The 20,635-nt window shown below is 75.7% G+C and carries 19 protein-coding genes; 15 read left to right on the plus strand and 4 right to left on the minus strand.

Translation table 11 applies throughout. From position 1 onward, the window contains the following. Positions 1-33: 33 nt before the first annotated feature. The 3 genes from ACIGG8_RS14210 to ACIGG8_RS14220 all read right to left on the minus strand — a co-directional run bounded on the left by ACIGG8_RS14210 (position 34) and on the right by ACIGG8_RS14220 (position 2,713). Positions 34-1,260: an MBL fold metallo-hydrolase gene (locus tag ACIGG8_RS14210; RefSeq protein WP_396548016.1), complete on the minus strand. Its 1,227-nt coding sequence runs from the start codon at positions 1,258-1,260 to the stop codon at positions 34-36. 332 nt (positions 1,261-1,592) lie between these two features. Further along, entirely contained in the window at positions 1,593-2,045 is a 453-nt protein-coding gene (locus ACIGG8_RS14215; RefSeq protein ID WP_350525535.1) for a MaoC family dehydratase, read from the minus strand. 224 nt (positions 2,046-2,269) lie between these two features. Beyond that, on the minus strand, positions 2,270-2,713 hold the full coding sequence (locus tag ACIGG8_RS14220) for a pyridoxamine 5'-phosphate oxidase family protein (RefSeq protein WP_396547974.1): 444 nt from the start codon (positions 2,711-2,713) through the stop codon (positions 2,270-2,272). Positions 2,714-2,959: 246 nt separating this feature from the next. On the opposite strand from ACIGG8_RS14220, the gene ACIGG8_RS14225 reads away from it, so the two are divergent. The 14 genes from ACIGG8_RS14225 (at position 2,960) to ACIGG8_RS14290 (ending at position 17,416) form a co-directional block, all read left to right on the plus strand. Then, positions 2,960-3,811 (plus strand): hypothetical protein, encoded by an 852-nt coding sequence (locus ACIGG8_RS14225; protein WP_396547976.1) that lies wholly within the window; start codon positions 2,960-2,962, stop codon positions 3,809-3,811. Positions 3,812-4,092: 281 nt separating this feature from the next. Beyond that, complete coding sequence (locus ACIGG8_RS14230) at positions 4,093-4,572, plus strand: hypothetical protein (protein ID WP_396547978.1); 480 nt, start codon at positions 4,093-4,095, stop codon at positions 4,570-4,572. After that, positions 4,566-5,522: a hypothetical protein gene (locus ACIGG8_RS14235; RefSeq protein ID WP_396547979.1), complete on the plus strand. Its 957-nt coding sequence runs from the start codon at positions 4,566-4,568 to the stop codon at positions 5,520-5,522. The genes ACIGG8_RS14230 and ACIGG8_RS14235 overlap by 7 nt, the downstream gene beginning before the upstream one ends. 64 nt (positions 5,523-5,586) lie before the next feature. Continuing rightward, positions 5,587-6,495 (plus strand): SAF domain-containing protein, encoded by a 909-nt coding sequence (locus ACIGG8_RS14240; protein WP_396547981.1) that lies wholly within the window; start codon positions 5,587-5,589, stop codon positions 6,493-6,495. Then, entirely contained in the window at positions 6,495-7,883 is a 1,389-nt protein-coding gene (locus ACIGG8_RS14245) for a hypothetical protein (protein WP_396547983.1), read from the plus strand. Before ACIGG8_RS14240 ends, ACIGG8_RS14245 begins: the two co-directional genes overlap by 1 nt. Beyond that, positions 7,873-9,465: a CpaF family protein gene (locus ACIGG8_RS14250; RefSeq protein ID WP_396547985.1), complete on the plus strand. Its 1,593-nt coding sequence runs from the start codon at positions 7,873-7,875 to the stop codon at positions 9,463-9,465. The genes ACIGG8_RS14245 and ACIGG8_RS14250 overlap by 11 nt, the downstream gene beginning before the upstream one ends. Beyond that, positions 9,465-10,427: a type II secretion system F family protein gene (locus ACIGG8_RS14255; protein WP_396547987.1), complete on the plus strand. Its 963-nt coding sequence runs from the start codon at positions 9,465-9,467 to the stop codon at positions 10,425-10,427. Before ACIGG8_RS14250 ends, ACIGG8_RS14255 begins: the two co-directional genes overlap by 1 nt. After that, positions 10,424-11,302, plus strand: a complete 879-nt coding sequence (locus tag ACIGG8_RS14260; RefSeq protein ID WP_396547989.1) for a hypothetical protein — start codon at positions 10,424-10,426, stop codon at positions 11,300-11,302. Before ACIGG8_RS14255 ends, ACIGG8_RS14260 begins: the two co-directional genes overlap by 4 nt. A 47-nt stretch (positions 11,303-11,349) precedes the next feature. After that, positions 11,350-11,646 (plus strand): hypothetical protein, encoded by a 297-nt coding sequence (locus ACIGG8_RS14265; RefSeq protein WP_396547991.1) that lies wholly within the window; start codon positions 11,350-11,352, stop codon positions 11,644-11,646. A gap of 32 nt (positions 11,647-11,678) precedes the next feature. Then, positions 11,679-12,053, plus strand: a complete 375-nt coding sequence (locus ACIGG8_RS14270; protein ID WP_396547993.1) for a TadE/TadG family type IV pilus assembly protein — start codon at positions 11,679-11,681, stop codon at positions 12,051-12,053. Beyond that, entirely contained in the window at positions 12,050-12,517 is a 468-nt protein-coding gene (locus tag ACIGG8_RS14275) for a TadE/TadG family type IV pilus assembly protein (protein ID WP_396547995.1), read from the plus strand. Before ACIGG8_RS14270 ends, ACIGG8_RS14275 begins: the two co-directional genes overlap by 4 nt. Before the next feature lie 214 nt (positions 12,518-12,731). After that, positions 12,732-13,127 (plus strand): hypothetical protein, encoded by a 396-nt coding sequence (locus tag ACIGG8_RS14280; protein WP_396547997.1) that lies wholly within the window; start codon positions 12,732-12,734, stop codon positions 13,125-13,127. Then, positions 13,127-17,146, plus strand: a complete 4,020-nt coding sequence (locus ACIGG8_RS14285) for a LysM peptidoglycan-binding domain-containing protein (protein ID WP_396547998.1) — start codon at positions 13,127-13,129, stop codon at positions 17,144-17,146. The genes ACIGG8_RS14280 and ACIGG8_RS14285 overlap by 1 nt, the downstream gene beginning before the upstream one ends. Positions 17,147-17,278: 132 nt before the next feature. After that, a complete protein-coding gene (locus tag ACIGG8_RS14290) occupies positions 17,279-17,416 on the plus strand; it encodes a hypothetical protein (protein WP_396548000.1) in 138 nt (45 codons plus the stop codon). A 61-nt stretch (positions 17,417-17,477) separates the two neighbouring features. Here ACIGG8_RS14290 and ACIGG8_RS14295 read toward each other — a convergent pair whose 3' ends face one another. Beyond that, positions 17,478-17,987, minus strand: a complete 510-nt coding sequence (locus ACIGG8_RS14295; RefSeq protein ID WP_396548001.1) for an HAD domain-containing protein — start codon at positions 17,985-17,987, stop codon at positions 17,478-17,480. Positions 17,988-18,517: 530 nt separating this feature from the next. On the opposite strand from ACIGG8_RS14295, the gene ACIGG8_RS14300 reads away from it, so the two are divergent. Next, complete coding sequence (locus ACIGG8_RS14300) at positions 18,518-20,533, plus strand: hypothetical protein (protein WP_396548002.1); 2,016 nt, start codon at positions 18,518-18,520, stop codon at positions 20,531-20,533. Positions 20,534-20,635: the final 102 nt, after the last annotated feature.

A 20,635-nucleotide genomic window follows, 5' to 3' on the forward strand; every position in this document is an offset into this window, starting at 1 on the left:
GAACAGATGTTGAAATCTGTTCGCTGAAAGTTGTCAGCTGAACTCCGTCACCTGCTCGCGCGGCTCGGCCGTCTCCGTGGCCGACGCGGCCGACGCCGCCGACGCGGGGGCGGCAGCCTCTGCCTCAGCCCCCGCTGCGGCCGCCCGCTCCTCGGTCGGCGGTTCGACGCCGCGCGGGGCGGTGACGGCGCGCCACCAGAGGCGCAGGGCGGGCGGGTCGGCGGGCTCGAAGGGCTTGCCGGGCCGGGGCATCGCGAGGCGTGCCCCGAGCACCTGGGCGGAGGTGACCACCCGCTCGGCCGGCTCCTCCCACGGGTGCAGCGCCAGGTTGAAGGTGCACCAGTGGATCGGCAGCAGCAGCTCGCCGCCGAGGTCCAGGTGCGCCCGGACACCCTCCTCGGGCGTCATGTGCACCTCGGGCCAGAAGTCGCTGTACGCGCCGACCTGCACCATCGTCGCGTCGAACGGGCCGAGCCGGCGGCCGATCTCGGCGAAGCCCGGGAAGTAGCCGGTGTCCCCGCTGTGGAAGATCCGGTGACTGTCGCCGGCCACCACCCAGGAGGCCCACAGGAACAGGCTGCTGGTGCGCGGGCCGCGGCTGCAGTAGTGCCGGGCCGGCGTGGCGGTCAGGGTCAGTCCGGCGACCTCGGCGGACTCCCACCAGTCCAGCTCGACGATCCGTTCGGGCGGCACGCCCCAGTGCTCCAGGTGCGCCCCGACCCCGAGCGGCACGGCGAACACGGCCGCCGTCCCGGCCAGTGCCCGGATGGTGGCCATGTCCAGGTGGTCGTAGTGGTCGTGGGAGACCACGACCACGTCCACCGGCCCGAGTTCGGACAGCGGCAGCGGCACCGGGTGCAGCCGCTTGGGGCCGGTCCAGCCGAACGGGGAGCAGCGCTCGCCCCAGACCGGGTCGAGCAGGACGCGCCGTCCGTCGATCTCGGCGAGCACGGTGGCGTGACCCAGCCAGGTCAGCCGCAGTCCGGAGTCCGGCGGCGTGGCCAGGTCGCCCGGGAGCAGCCGGTGCACGGGTACGGCGGCGGCCGGGGCCCGTCGGGCCTTGTCCCCGGTCAGCTGGGCGCGGGTGATCTCCAGCGGGCTGCGCTCGTACACCAGGCGGCGGGTCGGTACCGGGTTGCGGAAGGCGCCGTCGGCGAACTGCGGGGAGCGGCGGATCCGGGCCAGTCGCTCGCCCCGGGGCTCGGCGCCGAAGGCGTCGGTCCGCACCCGGTGCCACGCGGCCCGGGGCAGCCCGGCCAGCCCGGGGACGGCGCGGTCGGCGGCGGGGCCGGCGGCGGGCGGGGCGAACTGCGAGGACAGACCGGCGAGGCGGGAGAACCAGGGGACGGGGCGGGGCACGGCTCCTCCAAGGACGGTCACGGCTACCGGGCAGGCCGGGGCGCGCACCTCGGTGACGGCCGTGGTCACGGCCGTCGGCCGGGGTCACTGCGGTACGACAACCATCTCGTCGGAGGTTACTCGCCGTGGGCCGTCCGGACCTGGTGGAGGGCCCGGCGCGGTCCAATCGGCGTACCCGGGGCGGGCTCCGGCGCCGCCGGCCCGGCCGGGCTGCGGCGCCCGGGCCGGCCCGGTCAGGCGTAGAAGCGCGTGATCGTCTCCGCGACGCAGTGCGGCTTGGCACTCCGCTCGCTCGTGATGGTGAAGCGCACCACGGCCTGGACGCCGCCGGGCACCTCGGTCGCCGAGAGCAGCTCGGCGGTGGCCCGGATCGCCGTGCCGACCGGCACCGGCGCCGGGAAGCGCACCTTCTCCGAACCGTAGTTCAGCGCCATCCGCACGCCCTCGACGGCGTAGCACTCCTTCGCCAGCACCGGGATCATCGACTGGGTCAGGTACCCGTGCGCGATGGTCGAGCCGAACTGGCTCTCCTTGGCCCGCTCCGGGTCCACGTGGATCCACTGGTGGTCGCCGGTCGCCTCGGCGAACAGGTCGATCTGCCGCTGCTCGATGGTGTGCCACTCGCTGGTGCCCAGCTCGGTGCCGACGGCGGCGGTGAGGTCGGCGAGGGAGGCGAAGGTCGTCACGGTGCGCTCCTGGAGGGGGACGGGCCCGCGGAGGGGCCAGGACGCCGGAAGCGTATGCCTACCCACCGGTATCTGTCAGGAGCCCGAGCCCGAGCCCGAGCCCGAGCCCGAGCCCGGAACCGGAACCGAGCCCGGAACCGGAACCGAGCCCGGAACCGGAACCGGAACCGAGTCCGAGACGGGAACAAGAACCAGGCCCGCGGGCCCCGCCGCCGCCCGGCTGCTCAGGGCCGCAGCGCGGCGCGCCCCACGGCGCCCTGCCCGGTCGGGAACAGCCGCCGACCGCTCACCAGTTCCGGCACCAGCGCGACGAACAGCGGCTCCGGGTCGCCCACCCACGGCCGCAGCCCGGAACGCAGCACCCGCCGCACCTGCTCGGGATCGCGCACCACGTCGGCCCGCCCGTGCACCAGCACGCTCCACCCGGTGCGGGTGACCGGGTCCAGCAGATCGGCCTGGAAGGCCACCACCGTGCCGTCGAGCCCGCGCGCGGTGGCACTTCCCCGGCGCACCGCGAGCACCAGCCGCCCGTCCAGGACCTCGAAGGAGACCGGCAGGACGGCCGGCAGCGCGTGCTCGGTGTACACCACGCGCCCGACGGGCACGGTGCTGAGCAGCCGCAGGCACTCGGCCTCGCTCAGGGTCTCCACTCGGTCCTCACGCTCCATGCGTCCGATCGTCCTCGGTCGGCGCGTGCGTCGATAGGGCCCATGGTCCCTGAGCGGGCGGGTCGGGAGCCCCGTCGGAGGCCGCCCGGGCGATAGCCTGCCCGGCGGCGGAACGGCGACGCGGGCCGGGAACGGTGACGCGGGCCGGGAACGGTGACGCGGACGGCGGCCCGTCCGCGAAGCGCGGCGGACCGCAGTGAGGGCGGCGGCCCCGGGTGCGCCGGGGCCGGCCAGGAGGGGGAACCGATGGCGGGCGGGGTCGATCTGGTGGTGATCGGGGCGGACGGCGGGCCCGACCGGGCCTTCGGCGGTGCGGCGCTCGCGCCGGACGGTGCCCGGCTGCTCGCGGAGGTGCTGCCCGGGATGTGCTTCGACACCGGCGCGGCCGGCTGTCGGGTCGTCACGGCGCCGCCGGACGCGGACGCCAACGCGATGCTCACCGCCGTGCGGGACGCGGCGCAGCACCCCGGCCGCTGGCTGGTGGTCTGCCTGGTCGGTCAGCTGGTCGCCGACCCGCGCGGGCGCCGGCTCGCCCTGGTCACCGGCGGCAGCACCCCCGACAACGCCTACCGCCGGGGCCTCGCCTGGGACTGGGTGGTCAGCGCGATGGTGCACGGGGACCAGGAGGAGGCGCTGCTGGTGGTCGACGCGGTGGCCGACCGGGACACCTGGGCGGCCCTGGAGCGCGGCGGCGAGGACAGCGCGGGAGAACTGCTGAGCTATTCGCGCGTCCCGCTGTGGGGCCGGATCGGCCGCTACACCCCGGGCAGACGCGGCCGGGACGCCGTACTGCCGGGCGGTGAGGGCTCGTTCAGCCGGGGCCTGACCACCGTCCTGCGCCAGGGTGTCCCGGGTGCCCCCGCGGCCGTCGCCCCGCTCGACCTCCAGCCCGCCGTGGCGGCGCTGACGGACGGGGGTCAGTCAGCCGGTAGTTCGGGTGCGCCGGGCGCGCGCCTGCTCGTTCCGCCGCACGGCGGGCGCCTGTTGATGCGCAATCGGGCCGCGGTGCGGGGCGCATTGGCCGGATTGTCGCTTTCCGAAGAACTGTTGGCCGTTCTGTGGCGGGAAAGTGCCCCGACGGAACCGCCTTCCGCGTAAGGTCAGGGGGCCTGAGGTGTTGCCGTGATGGGGTGGGTTGGCGAAGAATCGATCCCCAGCGGAAAGACCGGCGGGACGGCGGAATTGTTCTGGCGGCCGTGGATCACGGACCGGGTCGGTCGCGACGAGGTGGGGCAATGCGGCAGCGCGGAAATGTGTTGCGCCCTGGGGCGGTTGGGGTCGGTGGGGCGGTTCTGGCGTTGCTTCTCGGTGCTTGTGCGGGCGGTGGTTCCGGCGGTTCCGTCGATCACCTCGGGACGGCGGCGCCCACGGTTGCGGGAGTGGCTCCGGTAACTCCTTCGAGTGGTTCCTCAAACGCCTCGATCGCGCCGACCGACGGTCCGGAAGGGGCGACGGGGCGGGCGGCCCTGAGGGCGTATCAGGATTGGTGGCAGGCCCAGGCCGAGCTCTTCGGGCGATCGGATTCGGACGGGTACGCGCTGGAGCAGTACTCCTCCGGGCGCGCCCTGTCCGACGCCCTCGCCGGTCTCCGGCAACTCCACGACGCCAAAGTGGTGATGACCGGAACGCCGCGCAATTCTCCGGTGGTCAAGTCCGTGGGTCTGAAAACCGATCCGCAAACCGCAGTGATCGAGGACTGCGTCGATCTGACGGGCTGGCACCGCGTCGACGCCGTCACCGGGGCCGCAAAGGATCCGGCCCAGCGCCTGAACAGGTATGTCGCGACCGCGTCGCTGCGACTGTTCCAAGCACATTGGCTGATCTACGAGTTCAAGCGGGAGGTGGACCGGACATGCTGAACGCGCGGAAACCGGCCCGGCGGTTCGCGGTCGTCGCGTCGCTGTCGGCCGGTGTGCTGCTGTCCTCGGCGGTGTCGGCGACGGCGGACGAACCGCCGAGCGGCGGTGCCGAGCAGTGTTTCCCGAACGTGATCTGCGCGGGCGCCAATTCCGGCGGAAAGACCCCCGCGCCGGGCTCGACGAAAGAGAGCGGAGGCGGCGGAGGCGGCGGATCGGACAGCGGCCCGCAGCTCTGCAGCTACCACGGTGTGCCGTGGGCCTGCTACGACCCGCAGTGGGGCTGGTTCGACAGCGGTGAGGGCTGCTACTTCCGCGAGTTGGACGATCCGCCGGCGGCGGGCGACCCGGCCTGGGAGAACCACGACCCGAAGGACGGCGCGCTCTACTCGAAGGTCTGTCCGCAGACCGGTGGGGGCCAGGACGGCGCCCAGATCGTCTTCCTGGCCACCGCGCCGGGCGGCGCGGCGACCGCACTGGACGATTCCAGGGCCGTCGAGGAAGCGAAGAAGAAGCTCGTCTTCGGGCAGCCGGTGGGCCGGGTGGCGCCCGGCGGCACGGCGGTGGTCAACTCCCCGGTGTGGCTCTGGGCGGACAACGCCGCGACGCCCGAGCCGAAGACGGCGGCGGTGCACGGCATCTCGGTCACCGTCACCCCCAAGCTGGTCGAGTCGTACTGGGACTTCGGCAACGACCTCACGACCAGCTGTGCGACGGCCGGAACGCCGTACGACCCCAAGTACGGCGCCGCCCAGTCCCCGGACTGCGGCTTCGTGTTCAAGGCCGCGTCCGGCAAGCAGAAGGACGGGGTGTACAACGCCACGGTGACGATGAAGTGGGAAGTCTCCGTCGCCGTCGTCGGCGGACCGAACCCGCGGACCTTCACGATCCCCATGAAGCAGACCAGTCCGCTCTTCACACTCAAGGTCGCCGAGGTGCAGGTCCTCAACTGACCACGCCACCAGAGCGATTCGACGACTGACGAGCCGGCAACGAACGAGGGAAGGGCGGAACCCGGTGGAGAACCGTACATTCGCGACGCCGGGATCCGGCACACCCACGGCCGCCGGGGCGTCCGTGGCGCTCCCGGAGCAGCAGGAGCAGGGCGGCGCTCAGGGCAAGGGCCGGGGGCGGGCGGCACCGCACGCGCCCGCGCGGACCATGCGGGCGAGGCGGCGCCGCCCTGCGGTGCTGGCGATGGCGGTCGCGCTGATCGCGGCCGGCGGGCTGGGCGGGGCCGTCCTCTACAACAGCACCGGTCAGCGGGTCGCGGTGCTCGCCCTCGCCCGGGACGTGCCGTGGGGCCAGGTGATCACCGAGGACGACCTGGTGGTCGCCCGGATCGCGGGTGACCCGGCGCTGCACCCGGTGTCGGCCCAGGACCGGGCGAAGGCGATCGGCATGCGCGCCGCCACCGACCTCAAGCGCGGCGCCATGCTCACCAGCGGGGACCTCGCCCAGGGCCTCACCGTGCAGCCCGGGCAGATCGTGGTCGGCGTGTCGGCCAAGCGCAGTCAACTGCCCGCCAGCCGGCTCCAGCCGGGGGTGCAGCTGGTCGTGGTGTTCACGCCCGACAACGGCCGGGCCGACTCGCTGCCCGCGACGGTGATCACCGTCGGCCGGGTGGACACCGACGGCAGCCAGGTGATCGACGTCGCGGTCGGCACGGCCGACGGGCCACGGCTGGCGCAGTGGGTGGCGAGCGGCCGGATCCAGGTGCTGCTGGCTCCGCGCGGCGCTGCGACCGGTGGTGCCGCGACCGGTGGTGCCGCGACCGGTGGCGCCGCGCCGAGCCCGGCGCCGAGCGGCGCACCCGCCGCGGGCGCGCCTTCCGCCGGTGCCCCCGCCGCCGGCGCGCCGTCGGCCGGTGCGCCGGCCACGGGTGCGCCGGCCGCCGGAGCCCCGAGCGCGACCGGGGGCGCCTGATGGCGGTGATCGCGGTGGTCGGCGGCCCGGGCGCGCCCGGCGCGACCACGACCGCGCTGGCGCTGCTGCTGGCCTGGCCGCTCCAGCCCGGTCGGCGGATCCTGCTGGTCGAGGCCGACCCGGACGGCGGCGCCGTGCTCGCGGGCGCCCTGGAGGGCCGGGTCGAGGCGGTGTACGGGCTGCGCAACCTGGCCGTCGCCGACCGTCGCGGGCTGCTCGCGCAGACCATCTGGGAGCAGCTGATCGACCTCTCGCCCGACGGCGACGCCGAACGCCTGCTGCTGCCCGGGCTGACCGACCCCACCCAGGCCCCCGGCCTCGCCTACACCTGGGAGCCGCTCGTCGAGCTGCTGCACGGCATCGAGCAGCAGGGCTACGACGTCATCGTGGACCTCGGCCGTTCCGGCGCCACCGGCGCGAGCGCGGTGCTGGCCCGCCGGGCGGACGTGGTGGCGGTGACGGTGCGGACCACGCTGCGCGGGCTGAGCGCCGTCCGGCCCCGGCTGTCCGCCCTCGTCGAGGACCTCGCCTCCGGCGGCACCGGGTCGGACGCGCTCGGGCTGATGCTGGTCGCCGAGGGGCCGTACACCCGGGCGGAGGTGTCGCGCGAACTCGGGCTGCCGGTGCTCGGCGTCCTGCCGCACGCCACCCGGACCGCCAAGGTGCTCTCCGACGGCGGCGACACCACCGACCGGCGGTTCATCCGCTCCGAGCTGATGCGCACGGCAAGGTCGGCGGCGGACGAGGTGCAGCTGCTGGTCCGGCGCAGACGGCAGCGGCTCGCGCCGAATCCCGCCCCCGGGTCGGTGCCGGGGCAGGCTCCCGCCCGGCCGGTGGCGCCCGCTCCGGCGGCGGGCGCGCCGGCGGCCGGCGCACCGCTGGCGGCCGCGGTGCCGGCACCGGTGGTGCCCGCGCCGTCGGTGCCGGCCCGGCCGATGCCGACACCCACCCCGGTCACGTACGGCCAGACCACGTACGGCCAGGCCGCGTACGGGCAGGGCGGGTACGGCCAGACGGGCTCCGGGCAGTCGGCCTACGCGCAGCCCGCCCACGGCGCGACGGCGTACGGCTCGACGGCCCACGGCTCGACGGCGTACGGCCAGGCCGGGTACGGGCAGTCGCCCTACGGTCCGGGGGAGGCCGAGCCGCCGTCGTACACGCCGCCGCAGCCTGTCCCGCCGGTGATCACCACCGGTCCGGTGGCGCCGCTGGCCGGGTTGGCGCCGCAGCCGGCCGCTCCGGCGCCGTTCCCGGCACACGTCCAGTCGCCCGATCCGGCCGAGCCCGACGACCAGTACCCGCTTCAGCAACCGATGGTGACGGACGGTCAGGTACAGGTGAACGGGCAGTACCCGCACAACCCCGGGGAGGTGCTCCGTGCGCGGTAGCCCCCTGCACCAGCATCCCGCGGCCGACCCGGCCGCACTGCCCTGGGCCACGCCGACGGCCGCGCCTGCGCCTGCGCCGACGGCCGCGCCGATGCCGCAGCCCGTCGTGCCGGGCCCGGTCGCTCCCGGCGCGGCCGCGCCCACCGCCGTCCCCTCCCAGCTGCCCTCGCTGGACGTGCGCGGCGCCGCCACCCGGCCGGCCGTCGACCCGCAGGTCGCCCGGGAGCTCAAACGCCAGGTCGCGGCCGAACTGCACCAGCAGATCAGCAGGTTGACGGCCACCTCCGGCTCCGAGCCGGACCGCGCCACCCGCCGCCAGCGCGGCCGGGCGCTGATCGAGGAGTCCGTCGCCCGCTGGTCCGACGCCTACGCGCAGACCCACGGCATCCCGCCCACCCGGGAGCAGGACCGCGCCCTCGCCGAGGCCGTCTTCGACCTGCTCTTCCGGGCCGGGCGGCTCCAGCCCTACCTGGACGACCCGGAGATCGAGAACATCCTGATCAACGGCTGCGACGACGTCTGGGTCTCCAAGGTGCACCAACCCCTCCGCCAGGTCCCGCCGGTGGCCGACAGCGACGCCGAACTCGTCGAGCTGCTGCAGGACCTGGCCCGCCAGCACGGCGGCGGCGAGCGCAGCCTGTCCACCGCAAGCCCGACCCTCGCGCTCCGGCTTGAGGGCGGCATGCGCCTGCAGGCGCTCACCGAGGTCACGCCCCGTCCGTACGTGGCGATCCGGCGCCACCGGGTGGCCTCCGCGACGCTTCCGGAGATGGTCGAACTCGGCACCCTGGACGGCACCTTGGCCGCCTTCCTGGCCGCCGCGATCCGGGCCCGGAAGAACGTGATGATCACCGGCACCCAGGGCGTCGGCAAGACCAGCCTGCTGCGCGCCATGGCCGCCGAGATCCCGCCGGACGAGCGGATCGGCACCCTGGAGTCGGAGTTCGAGCTCTGGCTGCACACCCTCGGGCACCTGCGCCAGGTCGTCCCGATGGAGGCCCGCGAGGGCAACGGCGAACGGGTCGAGGGGCGGCTCGCCGGGGAGTTGACGATCGGCGACCTCATCCCGGCCGCGCTGCGCATGACGCTCTCGCGCATCATCGTCGGCGAGGTCCGCTCCGGCGAGGTCGTCCCGATGCTCCGCGTGATGACCAACGGCGAGGGCGGCTCGATGTGCACCCTGCACGCCCGCGGCCCGCACATGGTGGTGGACCGCATCGCCGAACTCTGCCTGGAGTACGGCTCGCACATGACCGACTCGCTCGCCTACCGGCTCACCGCCAACGCCCTGGACCTCATCGTGCACGTCAGCATGGTCGACGAGACAGCCGTCGGCGGCCGACGGCACCGCTTCGTCTCCCACGTCCTGGAGGTCACCGGCCTCGGCGAGAGCGGCCGGCCCGCACTGAACACCGTCTTCGGGCCCCGGCCGGACCTCGGTGAGCCGCGGGCCGTCCCGCACACCCCGCCGCAGTGCCTGGACGACCTGCGCCGGGCCGGCTTCGACGCCGGCCTGCTCGGTTCCCGGTACGGGAGTTGGGCCACCCCGCTGCAGCTGCGGATCGGCGGTGGCGCGCGGTGATGCTGCTGTTCGCCCTGTGCGGGCTGGCGGTCGCGGGCGGCCTGGTCGCCCTGGTGGCCTGGGCCCGCGGCAGCGAGCCCGCCGACGAGGACACCGCCGGGCGGCCCAACCCGCTCGCCGGGCGCGCCCACGTCTTCTGGTACGGCGCCCCCGGGGCGGCCCCGGCCCGGATGGTGCGGCTGCGCCGGGTCCAACTGCCGCTCGCGCTCGTCGGCGCGCCGCTGGCCTGGCTGTTCACCGGCATCCCGCTGACCGCGCTGCTGGTGCCGCTGGCCGTCTTCGGCCTGCCCTGGCTGTTCGACACCACCCGCCCGGACACCCACCGGATCGAGCGCCTGGAGGCGCTGTCCGAGTGGACCCAGCGGATCGCCGACGTGCTGCTGCTCGGCGTCGGCCTCAACCAGGCCATCCTCACCAGCCGCCGCACCGCCCCCGCCGCCCTGGAGGACGAGGTCGGCGAGCTCGCGGCCCGGCTGCAGGCCCGCTGGCGGCCCGAGGAGGCGCTGCACGCCTTCGCCGACAGCCTGGCCGACGCCACCGCCGACAAGGTGCTCGCCGCGCTCGTGCTTCGGGCCGGGGACAGCGGCCCCGGTCTGGCCCGCACGCTGTCCGACATGGCCGACTCGGTCCGCGAGGAGGTCCGCCAGCGCCGCGCCATCGAGGCGGACCGGGCCAAACACCGGACCACCATCCGCTGGCTGGTCGGCATCATCGTGCTGGTCGTCACCATCGGGTCCTTCAACACCGAGTACACCCGGCCGTACGGCACCTTCCTCGGCCAGCTGGTCCTGGCCGTGGTCGCCGCCCTGTTCGTGGCGATCATCGCCTGGATGCGGGCGCTGGCCTCCCACCCGCCGGTGCCCCGGCTGCTGACGCCGGACCGGCGCAGCAGGAGCGGGCGGCGCACGGGCGCACCGGCGCGCGAGCAGGAGCCGACCGAGCAGTTCGGGGAGGTCCGGTGATCTCCCCCTGGTCCGTGCTGGCCGGCGCCGTCGCGGCCGGCGGCCTCGCCCTGCTGGTGGCCGAACTGCGGCCGGCACCCCCGGACCTGCGCCAGGCGCTGGACCGGTTGCACGCCGTACCCGCCGACCGCGCGCAGGACCCGGACGAACGTCCGCGCTGGTACGACCGGATCGGCGAGCGGTCCGTCCGGCTGCGCGGGGTCTCCGTCCCGCGCCGCGAACTCGCCCTGATCGGCCGCACCCCGGCCCGGTTCATGGTGCACAAACTGCTGTTCGCCGCGCTCGGCCTGGTGCTGCCCGCCTACCTCGGCGCGATGGCCGTGCTGATGGACATCGGCCTGCCCTTCGCGCTGCCGCTGGTCGCCGGGCCGCTGCTGGCCGGCCTGCTGTGGTTCGTCCCCGACGCCGTCGTGCGCGGCGAGGCCAAGGAGGCGCGCACCGAGTACCTGCACGGCATCGCCGCCTACCTGGAGCTCGTCGCGCTGGAGCGGGCCGCCGACTGCGGCCCCGCCGAGGCGCTGCGCCGGGCCGCTTCGGTCGGCCGGGGCGCGGTGTTCCTGCGGATCCGCGACGCCCTGGAGCGCGCGGCCACCGACCGGCTCCCGCCGTGGGCCGGACTCGACGCGCTGGCCGAGGAGTTGGGCCTCACCCCGCTGCAGGACGTGGCCGACATCATGCGGCTGTCCGGCACCGACGGCGCCGCCGTGTACGACACCCTGCGGGCCCGCGCCAAGGGCCTGCGCGGCGAACTGCTCGCCGAGGATCTGGCCAGGGCCAACGCCGACAGCGAGCGGATGGTCGCGCCGGGGGCCGCCCTGACGCTGCTGATGACCGTCCTGATCGTCTTTCCCGCGCTCCACCAGATGCTCAACTGAACGATCAGCCCAGCAGCTGACACCACACCACATACCGGGAGAACCCGATGAACGTTCGACTCGCCGACCTGGCAGGCCGGGTGCTGCGACCCGCGCTGCTGCCCGTGCAGTTCGCCCTGCTGCTGTTCACACTGCGGCTGGGCCGGCTACGGGCCGCCCGCGCGCGCGGCGACCGCGGCGCCATCAGCATCGAACTCGCCCTCGCCATCATCGCGTTGGTCTTCGTGGCGGGCGCCGTCGCGACCGCGCTCTACCTGCTGAAGGACAAGGTCGTCCAGAAGGTCCAGCAGGACCCGAACATGCCGGGCGGCGCCGGCGGCGCGGGCGGGGCCACCAAGGGATGAAGCGTCCGGTCCGCCGTGGCGACCAGGGGTCGATGAGCGTCAGTCTCGCCATCGTCTTCCCGGTCGTCCTGCTGCTCCTGCTGATCACCGTCCAGGCCGGACTGATCTGGTTCGACCGGCAGGTCGCGCTCACCGCGGCCCGCGAGGGCGTGGACGCCGGGCGGGTGCAGGGGAGCGCGACGGACGAGCAGAAGAACGCCGCGGCGGTGCGGCAGGCCCGGGACTTCCTGGAGCGGCAGGGGGCGCACGGGTACGAGGTGAGGACCGACGGCAGCTCGGCCACCACCATCCGCGTCACCGTCGAGCTGACGCCGCCGCTGCTGATACCCGGGCTCTCGGCGCCCGTCATCCGGCAGTTCGCCGAGGCGCCGCGGGAGCGCTTCGTACCGCCGGTGGTGAAGCCGTGAGCCGGGGGTTCCCGGCACTGCGCCGGTGGCGACGGCTGCGCCGGGACGGGGGCGGGGTCGCGATCGAGGCGGCGATCGTCGCCCCGGCGGTGGTCGGGCTGATCCTGGTGGCCGTCGCCGCCGGGCGGGTGCAGACCGCGGCCGGCACCGTCGAGGCCGCCGCCCGCGCCGGAGCCCGGACCGCCTCGCTGCAGCGCGATCCGGCCGCGGCGCAGACGCAGGCGCAGGCCAAGGACTCCGCCCTGGCGACGCTGGGCCAGCAGGGCGTGGTCTGCCGGAACCAGGACGTGCACGTCGAGGACGGGCAGCTGAAGCTGCCGGACGGCACCGTCCGGACCGTCAAGGTCACGGTGGTCTGTGACGTCGAACTGGCCGACCTGATCGGCGGACCGTCCGGGGTACCCGTGACGAAGCACCTCGTCGGAGAGTTCACCTCGGTGGTGGACCGTTACCGGGGCGCATGAGGGCGCGCGCCGCCACCACCGGGAAAACGGGGGATTGGAGGCGGCCCGCGCGGGGGAGACGCAAGCGGAGAGCGCTCGGGGGATGACACAACGGTACCGAGTGGCACCCGGTGGGGGCCGGTGGGGAGAGGGACGTGCGGATCGGGGGGAGGGGATGCGGGTGTTGAGCCGTCTGCGGCGAGCCGTGCGGGCGCGACGGTCCGACCGGGGTGCGGTGGCCCTCTTCGTCGCGATCTGCGCGGCCTACGTCGTGCTCGTCATCGCCCTGGTGATCGACGCGGGTGGCCGACTGCGGGTCGCCGAGCGCACCGACGCCTACGCCCAGGAGGCCGCACGGGTCGGCGGACAGCAGCTCGACCAGGCCGCCGTGCTGCAGGGGAAGGGCTTCAAGGTCCAGGAGCAGTACGTGCGGGACGCCGCCGACGCCTACCTCGGCCTGTACGGCCTGCGGGCCGGCGGCATCGAGTTCTCCGGCGACGGCAAGGTCGTCACCGTCACCGTGCAGGCCGACTACCGGCCGGTCCTGCTGGGCGCCCTCGGGGAGCGGAAGGTAACGGGCAGGGGCAGTGCGACCCTCGTCCACGGAGTCGAGAAAGCGGAGACCGACTGATGGCCGCGCCACGTGCCAAGGACCAGGCCCGAACCGCCCAGGACCAGGCCCGAACCGCCCGGGCCCGCAACGGCCGGGCCGGGGCCGCACATCGAGGGGGCGGGGGCGCGCGACGGCCCGGCGCCCCGGCGCCCCGACCGCCGCGCGGACGCGGCCGCGGGGGCGCCCTGCTCACGGCGCTCGCCGCGCTGGTCACCCTGCTCGTCCTGCTGTTCGGCGTTCCCGCGCTGCTGCTCTACGGCACCCACGCGGTCGCCGGGATGGGCGAGGTCGCGCCGGGCGGCGTGGGCGAGGCGCTCACCAGTCCGGACGACGGACGGCTGTTCCTGTGGGCGCTGGTGGTGGTCGGCTGGCTCGCCTGGGCGTGCTTCGCGTTCTCCGTGCTGCTGGAGATCCCCGCCCAGCTGCGCGGCCGGATCGCCCGCCGGATCCCGGCGTTCGGCTGGAGCCAGCGGCTCGCGGCCGGACTGGTCGGCTCCGTGCTCGCCCTCCTGCCGGTGGCCGGTTCGGCCTTCGCGGCCGTCCCCGAACTGGCCCAAACCCACGCCGTCCAGGCCCAGTTGACCCCCGGCGTGCAGCGCGCCGCGCTCCCCGCCGTGCAGTCCGCACCCGCGCTCGCGCCCGCCGTCGAGCAACAGCCCACCTACACCGTGCGGGACAGCCGGCCGGCCGACAGCCTGTGGTCCATCGCCGAGCGCCAACTGGGCTCGGGAGAACGGTGGGTGGAGATCGCCAAGCTCAACGACGGCCGGGCGATGGACGATTCGGGCACCCGCTTCGACGCCGACCGGCCGATCCAGCCCGGCTGGGAACTGCTGATGCCGACGGACGCCAAGCCGGACGAGGCGAAGAGCCCGGCGCCCGCCCCCTCGGGCGGCACGGCGCAGGGCGCTCCCCAGGGTGCTCCCCAGGGGGCTGCGCAGGGCACTCCGCAGGCGACGACACCGCAGGCCGGCACGGGACCGGGTGCGGGCTCGAACGGGCAGCGGACCGTCACCGTGCAGTCCGGGGACAGCCTGTCCGCCATCGCCCAGCGGGAGTTGGGGGACGGCGAGGAGTGGCCGAAGCTCTTCGAGGCGAACAAGGGGGTGCAGGCGCCGGACGGGGAGCAGCTGACCGACCCGGACGTGGTGGTGCCGGGGATGGTGCTCACGGTGCCGGGGGCAGCCGCCACACCTGCGCCCGCGCCTGCTCCTGCCCCTGTGCCCGCTCCGGCGCCCGCCCCGGCTCCTGCTCCTGCGCCCGCGCCTTCGCAGGGCGCGCCGCAGTCGGCCCCGGTGCCGACGCACGCGCCGCCCACCCACGCGCCGGCCCCCGCCGCACACGCCGACCCGGCCCCCAGCGACGACTACACCATCGCCCTCACGGCCTCCACCGTCGGCGTCCTGCTCGCCGCCATCATGATCGGCACCGTCGCCCACAAGCGCGGCACCCAGCAGCGCGCCCGCCGACCCCGGCACCGCATCGCGATGCCCGCCGCCGAGGCCGCTGCCTTCGAGAACGAGCTGATGGCCCGGCAGGACCAGGCCGGGCTGGAACTGCTGGACCGCGCCCTGCGCACCCTGGCCCGCAACACCGTGCGCGGCGGCAAGCGCCTGCCCGCCATCGTCGCCGCCCGGATCACCCCCGGCCACACCGTCGAGCTGCACCTGTCCGGCCCCGCCACCCCGATCGCGCCGTTCCGCGCCGCGCACGCCGCCAACGTCTGGTGGTGCAGCGCCGACTCCGGCGACATGCTGAGCCCCGCGCAGGCCCGCAAGACCGCCGCGCCGTACCCCGCGCTGGTCACCCTCGGCACCTCGCCCGACGGCTCGGTGGTCCTCGCCGACCTGGAGGCCGTCCGACTGCTCCACCTCTCCGGCCACCCGGACGACGCCCGCGACGTGCTGCGCACCCTCGCCATCGAGCTCGCCCACAGCCCGCTCGCCGACCGGCTCCACCTGCACCTGGTCGACCTCGCCGAGGAGGTGCCGATCAGCGGCCCGGCCGCCGAACGCGTGCACCGCCACCCCACTCTGGAGGCGGCGCTCGCCGCCCTGGGCCCGCGCACCGCCAAGGCCCGCGCCACCCTGGTCGCCGCCGAGGCCGCCAGCCCGCGCGACGCCCGCAGCCGGGGGCAGGCCGACGAGTCGTGGACCCCCGAGATCGTGCTCTGCGCCCAACAGCCCGGCGGGGAGATCCCCGCCGAACTGGGCCGGCTGCTCGACGCCCGCCCGCGCACCTGCGTCGCCGTCATCACCCGGGCCCCGGAGCGCGGCACCGGCCCGGTGGCCCGCTGGACGCTGCCCACCGCCGGCCAGGCCGCCATCCCCGGCCTGCACCTCACCGTCGAGCTGCAGCGGCTCAGCGGACGGCAGTACGACCAGGTCGCCGAGCTGCTCCGGGCCGCCGACGACACCACCCAGCACCCCGCCCCGGCCTGGACCCTGGACGGCCCTGAGGACACCGACACCACCGAACTGCCCGCCGCCGTACCGGTGCTGGCCGCCGTCGGGGCCTCGGGCGGTGCGGACGAGAGCGGTACGGACGCGGCCGCCGGCCCGCGGCTGCTCGCCCGGGTCATCGGCACCGGCGCCAGCCCGTTCGCGGGCACGGACCCGGTGACGCCCGCTCCGGCGCCGCTGCCGGCCGGCGCGTCGGGCGGGCCGGCTTCGGGTGGTGCGTCGCGCGGTACGGCGTCCGGCGGTGCGGCGTCGGGCGGTGCGGCGTCGGGCGGTGCGGTTCCCGGCGGGTCGAGTGCGGTTCCGGCCGGACCGGCCCGGTTCGCCGTCAACGGGCAGGGGCGGCACGCCGCGGGCGACGAAGCCACCCGGGATCTGCGGCGGCCGAGCGTGTCCGAGGTCGAGGCGGCCGAGGAGGCCGCTGCGGGGGCCTCCGGCGATGCCGTCGACGGTGCCGTGGAGGCCGTGGAGACTCCGACGGCCGTGCTCGCCGTCGTGCCGGTGGTTCCGGTCGTGCCGAAGCCGGGCCCGGGCGAGGAGCCGGTGCCGGCTGCGGAGCCGACCGCCGAGGCCGAGGCGGAGGTCGAGGCCGACGTCGAGGCCGATGACGAAGCCGGGGCCGGAACCCCGGTGGGGACGGTGGTGGCGGCGGGGACCGGGGACACCCGAGCCGTCGCCCCCGAGCCCGCCGTGGAGCCCGGACCGGCGGCCGAGCCCGGTCCCGCAGCCGTCGCCCCCGTCGCCCGGACCACCCCCGGCCGCAGCGACAGCGACGACCTGCTCGCCATCCTGCGCTCCCCGGAGGCGCACGCCCAGCGCAACGCGCCGCGGATCCGGCTGCTCGGCCCGGTGGACGTCGCGGGCGTGCTCGGCACCGCCGAAGCCGGCGCGCTGCCCCGGCTCACCGAACTCGCCGTCTACCTCGCGCTGCGCCCCGGCTCCGACCGCCACGCCCTCGACCACGACCTGCACCCCGGCGCCGCGCACCTCGATCCGCACCCCACCACGGCCGACGCGAAGAGTCCGCTGCCGGACAAACTGGCCGACCTGGCCGCCTGGTTCGGCACCTCGCCCGAAGGCCGCGCTTTCCTGCCCACCGACACCACCGAGGGCTACTCCTTCGCCCCGGCGGTCACCTGCGACTGGGACGAGTTCCGCAGCCTCTACCGGCGCGGCATGCGCAGCACCAGTGCCACCGCCGATGCCGCCCTGGCCCACGCACTCGCCCTGGTCCGCGGCGCCCCGTTCGCCGAGGCCCCGCCCGCCTCGTACGGCTGGGCCGAGGCCGAGCGCCAGGACATGATCGCGGCGATCGTCGACACCGCCCACGAACTGGCCGCCCGCCGCCTGCAGTACGGCGACCACCGCAGCGCCGAGGCGGCCGTCTTCCGCGGCCTCGCGGTGGCCCCGGACGTCGAACTCCTGCACCGGGACCTCTTCTACGCCTACGCCTCGGCCGGCGCCCGCGACCAGCTGCTGCGCGCCGTCAACCGGCTGGACGCCCTCAGCCGCCGCACCGGCCGCGACCTCGACGCCGACACCGTCGCCCTGCTGCGGGACCTGCTCGCCGGGTCCTGAGGGCTCGCGCCAGGGACAGGGCCGTCCCCGGCCGCGTGGCATCCGTCGTTGCCGCGCGGGCGGGGTCGCGGGCGGGGTCGCGGGCGGGGTCGCGGGCGTCGGTCGCGGGCGTCGGTCGTGGAGCGGGGGGCGGTGCGCGACGTGGCCGCTCCGGCCGAACCCGAACTCAAGGAGCGGGAAGCCGAGTTCGAGGAAGCGGTAGCGGCGGTGTCGGCGGTCGTCGCGTCCGCCGCGGATCGTCTCACGGTCGGGCTGCGCACGCCGCCGTAGCCGACCGATCGACGGTGCGTGTCCGGACTTCGCGTGCGGATCCCGTGCGGGGAACTCGTGTTCAGGTGGTGCGCAGCCAGGTGTCCAGGGCGGTGAAGTCCTCCTTGGTGAGGCCGCGTTGGGGGTCCACCCGGTGGAGCAGCGTGCGGGCGGGGGAGTGGGCCGCGACCCAGCGGCGGTCCGCCTCGGTGATCTCGTCGTCCACCCAGGCGAACGGACGGCCGGCGGCCCAGGCCACCAGCGTGCGGGTCTTCCAGTGCACCCCGCCCGGCTCGTCCTCCTCCTCCACCGGCCAGTCCACGACGGGAAGTTGCGTCAGCCCCAGCCACGGCGCCACGCAGTGGTTGGCGTCCGCCAGCCAGGTCGTCGCCCACACCGGTTCGCACGGCAGGCTGAGCAGGCGCGGCCCCAGCGCCGGGTCGACGCGGGCCACCAACGGGTTCCCGCCCGTGGCCGTGCCGGAGCCGTACGGGCTGCGGTAGGTGGGGTAGCCGCCCGGGGGCGGGGCGCCGAAGGGGATCAGCGGTCCGTCCACGTCGAGGAAGAGCAACGGGCGGTCGGTACCGGTCATGACGGCACGATAGCGGCCGGCGCGGCGGCCGTGGCGCGCCGATCGGCCACCCGGCCTGGATCGGGTGCGGCGGGATCTCGTAGGGTGGCGGCGCACGGAGTGTGGTGGCTGGCACCATGCAGGCAAGGGCATCAGACGCCGCGGGAGCGGCGGGGCGGGGCGGTGACCAGGAGATGGCGGAGACGACAGCGGTTTCCGGAGGCCCCGACCCGACTGCGGACTCGGGCCCCTGGGACGCCGTACCGCCGCCGGGCCCGCGCCTCCCGTCCGAGGAGCACCCGCCCGGGCCCGCGGCGCTCTACGAGCCGCCGCCCGCGCCCCCGGCCGTACCGGCTCAGATGCCTGCTCCGGTGCCCGCTGCCGTGCCTCCGGCGGTGCCTGCTGCCGCGTCTGCTCCGCTCGCGCCGCAGCAGCCTGCGCAGGTGCCGGCGCCTCCGGTTGCGCCGCCTGCCGCACCTCCCGCCGCGCCGCCCGTCCCGCCGACCGGCTGGACGCTCACCGGACTGCCGGCCGCAGGGGCGGCGTCCCCGGTGACGCCGCCTCCGTTCCCGGCCGCGGGCGGTGCACCGAGTGGCCTGCCGGGCGCGGCCGCCGCCGCTGCCGGGGGGCTCGGGGCCGCGCCGCGCGGACGGATCCTGGTGATCGAGGGCGGGTACGGCAACTCCGGGCGCCGCACCTGGGGCCGGGGCGGACCGGCCCAGGCGCCGGTGCTCTCCGCGATGCTCGCCGCGGTCTCCCCGCAGGTGCTGCTCGCGGCCGACGCGGTGGACGCCGTCCACCTCCCGGGCGCCAGCGACCCGCACACCGTCCTCGCCCACCTGCGTGCCGCCTCCCGGCACCCCGGGCCGCTGCTGGTGCACGTGGGCGGCCACGTGGTCGCCGACAAGCGCGGCGGCCAGCTGCAGCTGACGCTGCGCGACGCCAAGCAGGACGGTCTGCCCTGGCAGGCCATCGCCGCCGAACTGAGCCACCGTCCGGCCGAGTGGCAGACCCTGGTCATCGCCGACCTGAGCGCCGACCAGAACGCCTGGCCGTACCTCCAGGGCACCGTCTCACCGCTCAGCGAGGGCATTCCGCTGTGGGCCGTGGTCAGCCCGGACCCGGAGCAGATCGGCACCTTCACCCGCGCGCTGATCGAGGCGCTGCACGGTGGCCGGCCCGGTGCGGGCGAGGTGCTCGCGCCCGAGCAGCTGCGGCAGCAGGTGTACTCGGTGCTGCGGCCGGACGTGGTCATCCTGGCCACGCACACCCCGGACCGCCCGGTCTTCCGCAACACCGCGCGGCGCGGCGACGGCCTGGCGGTCGACCTGCCGCAGGTGCCGGACCCGGTGCGGGCCGCGGACCGGGGTGCGGACCGGGGTGCGGACGTGGTGCCCGCGGGGTTTCCGCAGCCCCCGGCACCGTCGCTGCCGCGCCCCGCGCGGCCGCAGGACGGCGTCGCCGCGCCGCCGGTGCCGGCCCCTGCCGCCGCTCCGGTGGGCGTCGGCGGCCCGGTGAGCCTGGTCAAGCCGGGCGTGCCGCCCACCCCGCCCCGGCCGGCCCGCCCGGTCAGCCTGCTGAAGGCGGGCGGGTCCTCGGAGTCTGCCGGGTCTTCCGAGCCCTTCGCGCCCTCCGAGTCCTCCGGAGCCTCCGAGTCCTCCGGAGCCTTCGAGTCCTTCGAACCGGTCGGGTCCTCCGGGACCGAGGTGGTGGCGTCGGGCGTGACCCTGCGCAAGCCCGCCCCGGCCGACGCCGCGCCCGCGGACACCGTGCCCCCGGCGGGCGTCACGCTTCACAAGCGCCGGCCGGAGGCTGCGGACGCCGCCGTCGAGGCCGAACTCCCCTCGGTGGAGGACGTGGTGGCGACCGCGGAGGCCGTGGAGACGGCCAGGGACACCGATGTCGCCGTCGTCGTCGAAACGGTGACGGAGGAGACGCCCGAGACCGAGCAGACCGACGACGTGCCTGCGGACGCCGTGCCTGCGGACGCCGTGCCCGCTGACGAGGTGCCTGCCGACGCCGTCCCGCAGGACGAGGCGCCGCAGGACGAGGTGCCGGCCGATGCTCCGCCCGCCCCGGCGGAGGCCCCCGCCGAGGCGCCGGCCCCGGCCGAAGCCGCTGCCGACGGCCGGCCGCGTGCGGACTACCGCGAGGTCATCGGGCGGATCGTCCGCAGCGCCGACGCCGGGGACCACGCTGTCGCGACGGACCTGGCCTTCGCCCTCGAACTGGAGGCCATCGCCGAGCACGGTGCCGTCTCCGAGCCGGTGCTCCAGGTGCGCCAGGTCCGCGCACACGTGTGCCGGCTCGCGGGCCGACCGGCCGAGGCCGCGGACATCTACCGCGAAGTGGCCCTGACGCTGCTCCGCTCGCAGGGCCCGGACCACCCGGAGACCCAGCAGGCGGCCACCAACGCCGAGGCCTGCTGGCGATCGATCACCGACCGCGCGGAGGCCATCCGCATCGCCCCGGAGATCATCGAGCTGCGCGCCTACCTTCCGGGCCCGGAGGGCCGCAAGCTCCGCGCTGCCGAGCGCTACCTCGCCCAGCTGGCCGCCACCGGCTGACGGGCGACGGGCGACGGGAGCCGGGAAGCGGCGCACCGAGGTCGGCGCACAGCAGACAGCAGACAGAAAACAGCAGACAGAAAACAGCGGACAGCTGACAGA

The organism is Kitasatospora sp. NPDC085464 (assembly GCF_044541955.1).
Classification (GTDB): Bacteria; Actinomycetota; Actinomycetes; order Streptomycetales; family Streptomycetaceae; genus Kitasatospora.

Excerpts from the sequence above, each read along its gene's own strand:
- ACIGG8_RS14220 (WP_396547974.1), bottom strand. The coding sequence starts at position 2,713 with ATGGAGCGTGAGGACCGAGTGGAGACCCTGAGCGAGGCCGAGTGCCTG.
- ACIGG8_RS14225 (WP_396547976.1), top strand. The coding sequence starts at position 2,960 with ATGGCGGGCGGGGTCGATCTGGTGGTGATCGGGGCGGACGGCGGGCCC.
- ACIGG8_RS14235 (WP_396547979.1), top strand. The coding sequence starts at position 4,566 with ATGCTGAACGCGCGGAAACCGGCCCGGCGGTTCGCGGTCGTCGCGTCG.
- ACIGG8_RS14245 (WP_396547983.1), top strand. The coding sequence starts at position 6,495 with ATGGCGGTGATCGCGGTGGTCGGCGGCCCGGGCGCGCCCGGCGCGACC.
- ACIGG8_RS14255 (WP_396547987.1), top strand. The coding sequence starts at position 9,465 with ATGCTGCTGTTCGCCCTGTGCGGGCTGGCGGTCGCGGGCGGCCTGGTC.
- ACIGG8_RS14265 (WP_396547991.1), top strand. The coding sequence starts at position 11,350 with ATGAACGTTCGACTCGCCGACCTGGCAGGCCGGGTGCTGCGACCCGCG.
- ACIGG8_RS14270 (WP_396547993.1), top strand. The coding sequence starts at position 11,679 with ATGAGCGTCAGTCTCGCCATCGTCTTCCCGGTCGTCCTGCTGCTCCTG.
- ACIGG8_RS14285 (WP_396547998.1), top strand. The coding sequence starts at position 13,127 with ATGGCCGCGCCACGTGCCAAGGACCAGGCCCGAACCGCCCAGGACCAG.
- ACIGG8_RS14295 (WP_396548001.1), bottom strand. The coding sequence starts at position 17,987 with ATGACCGGTACCGACCGCCCGTTGCTCTTCCTCGACGTGGACGGACCG.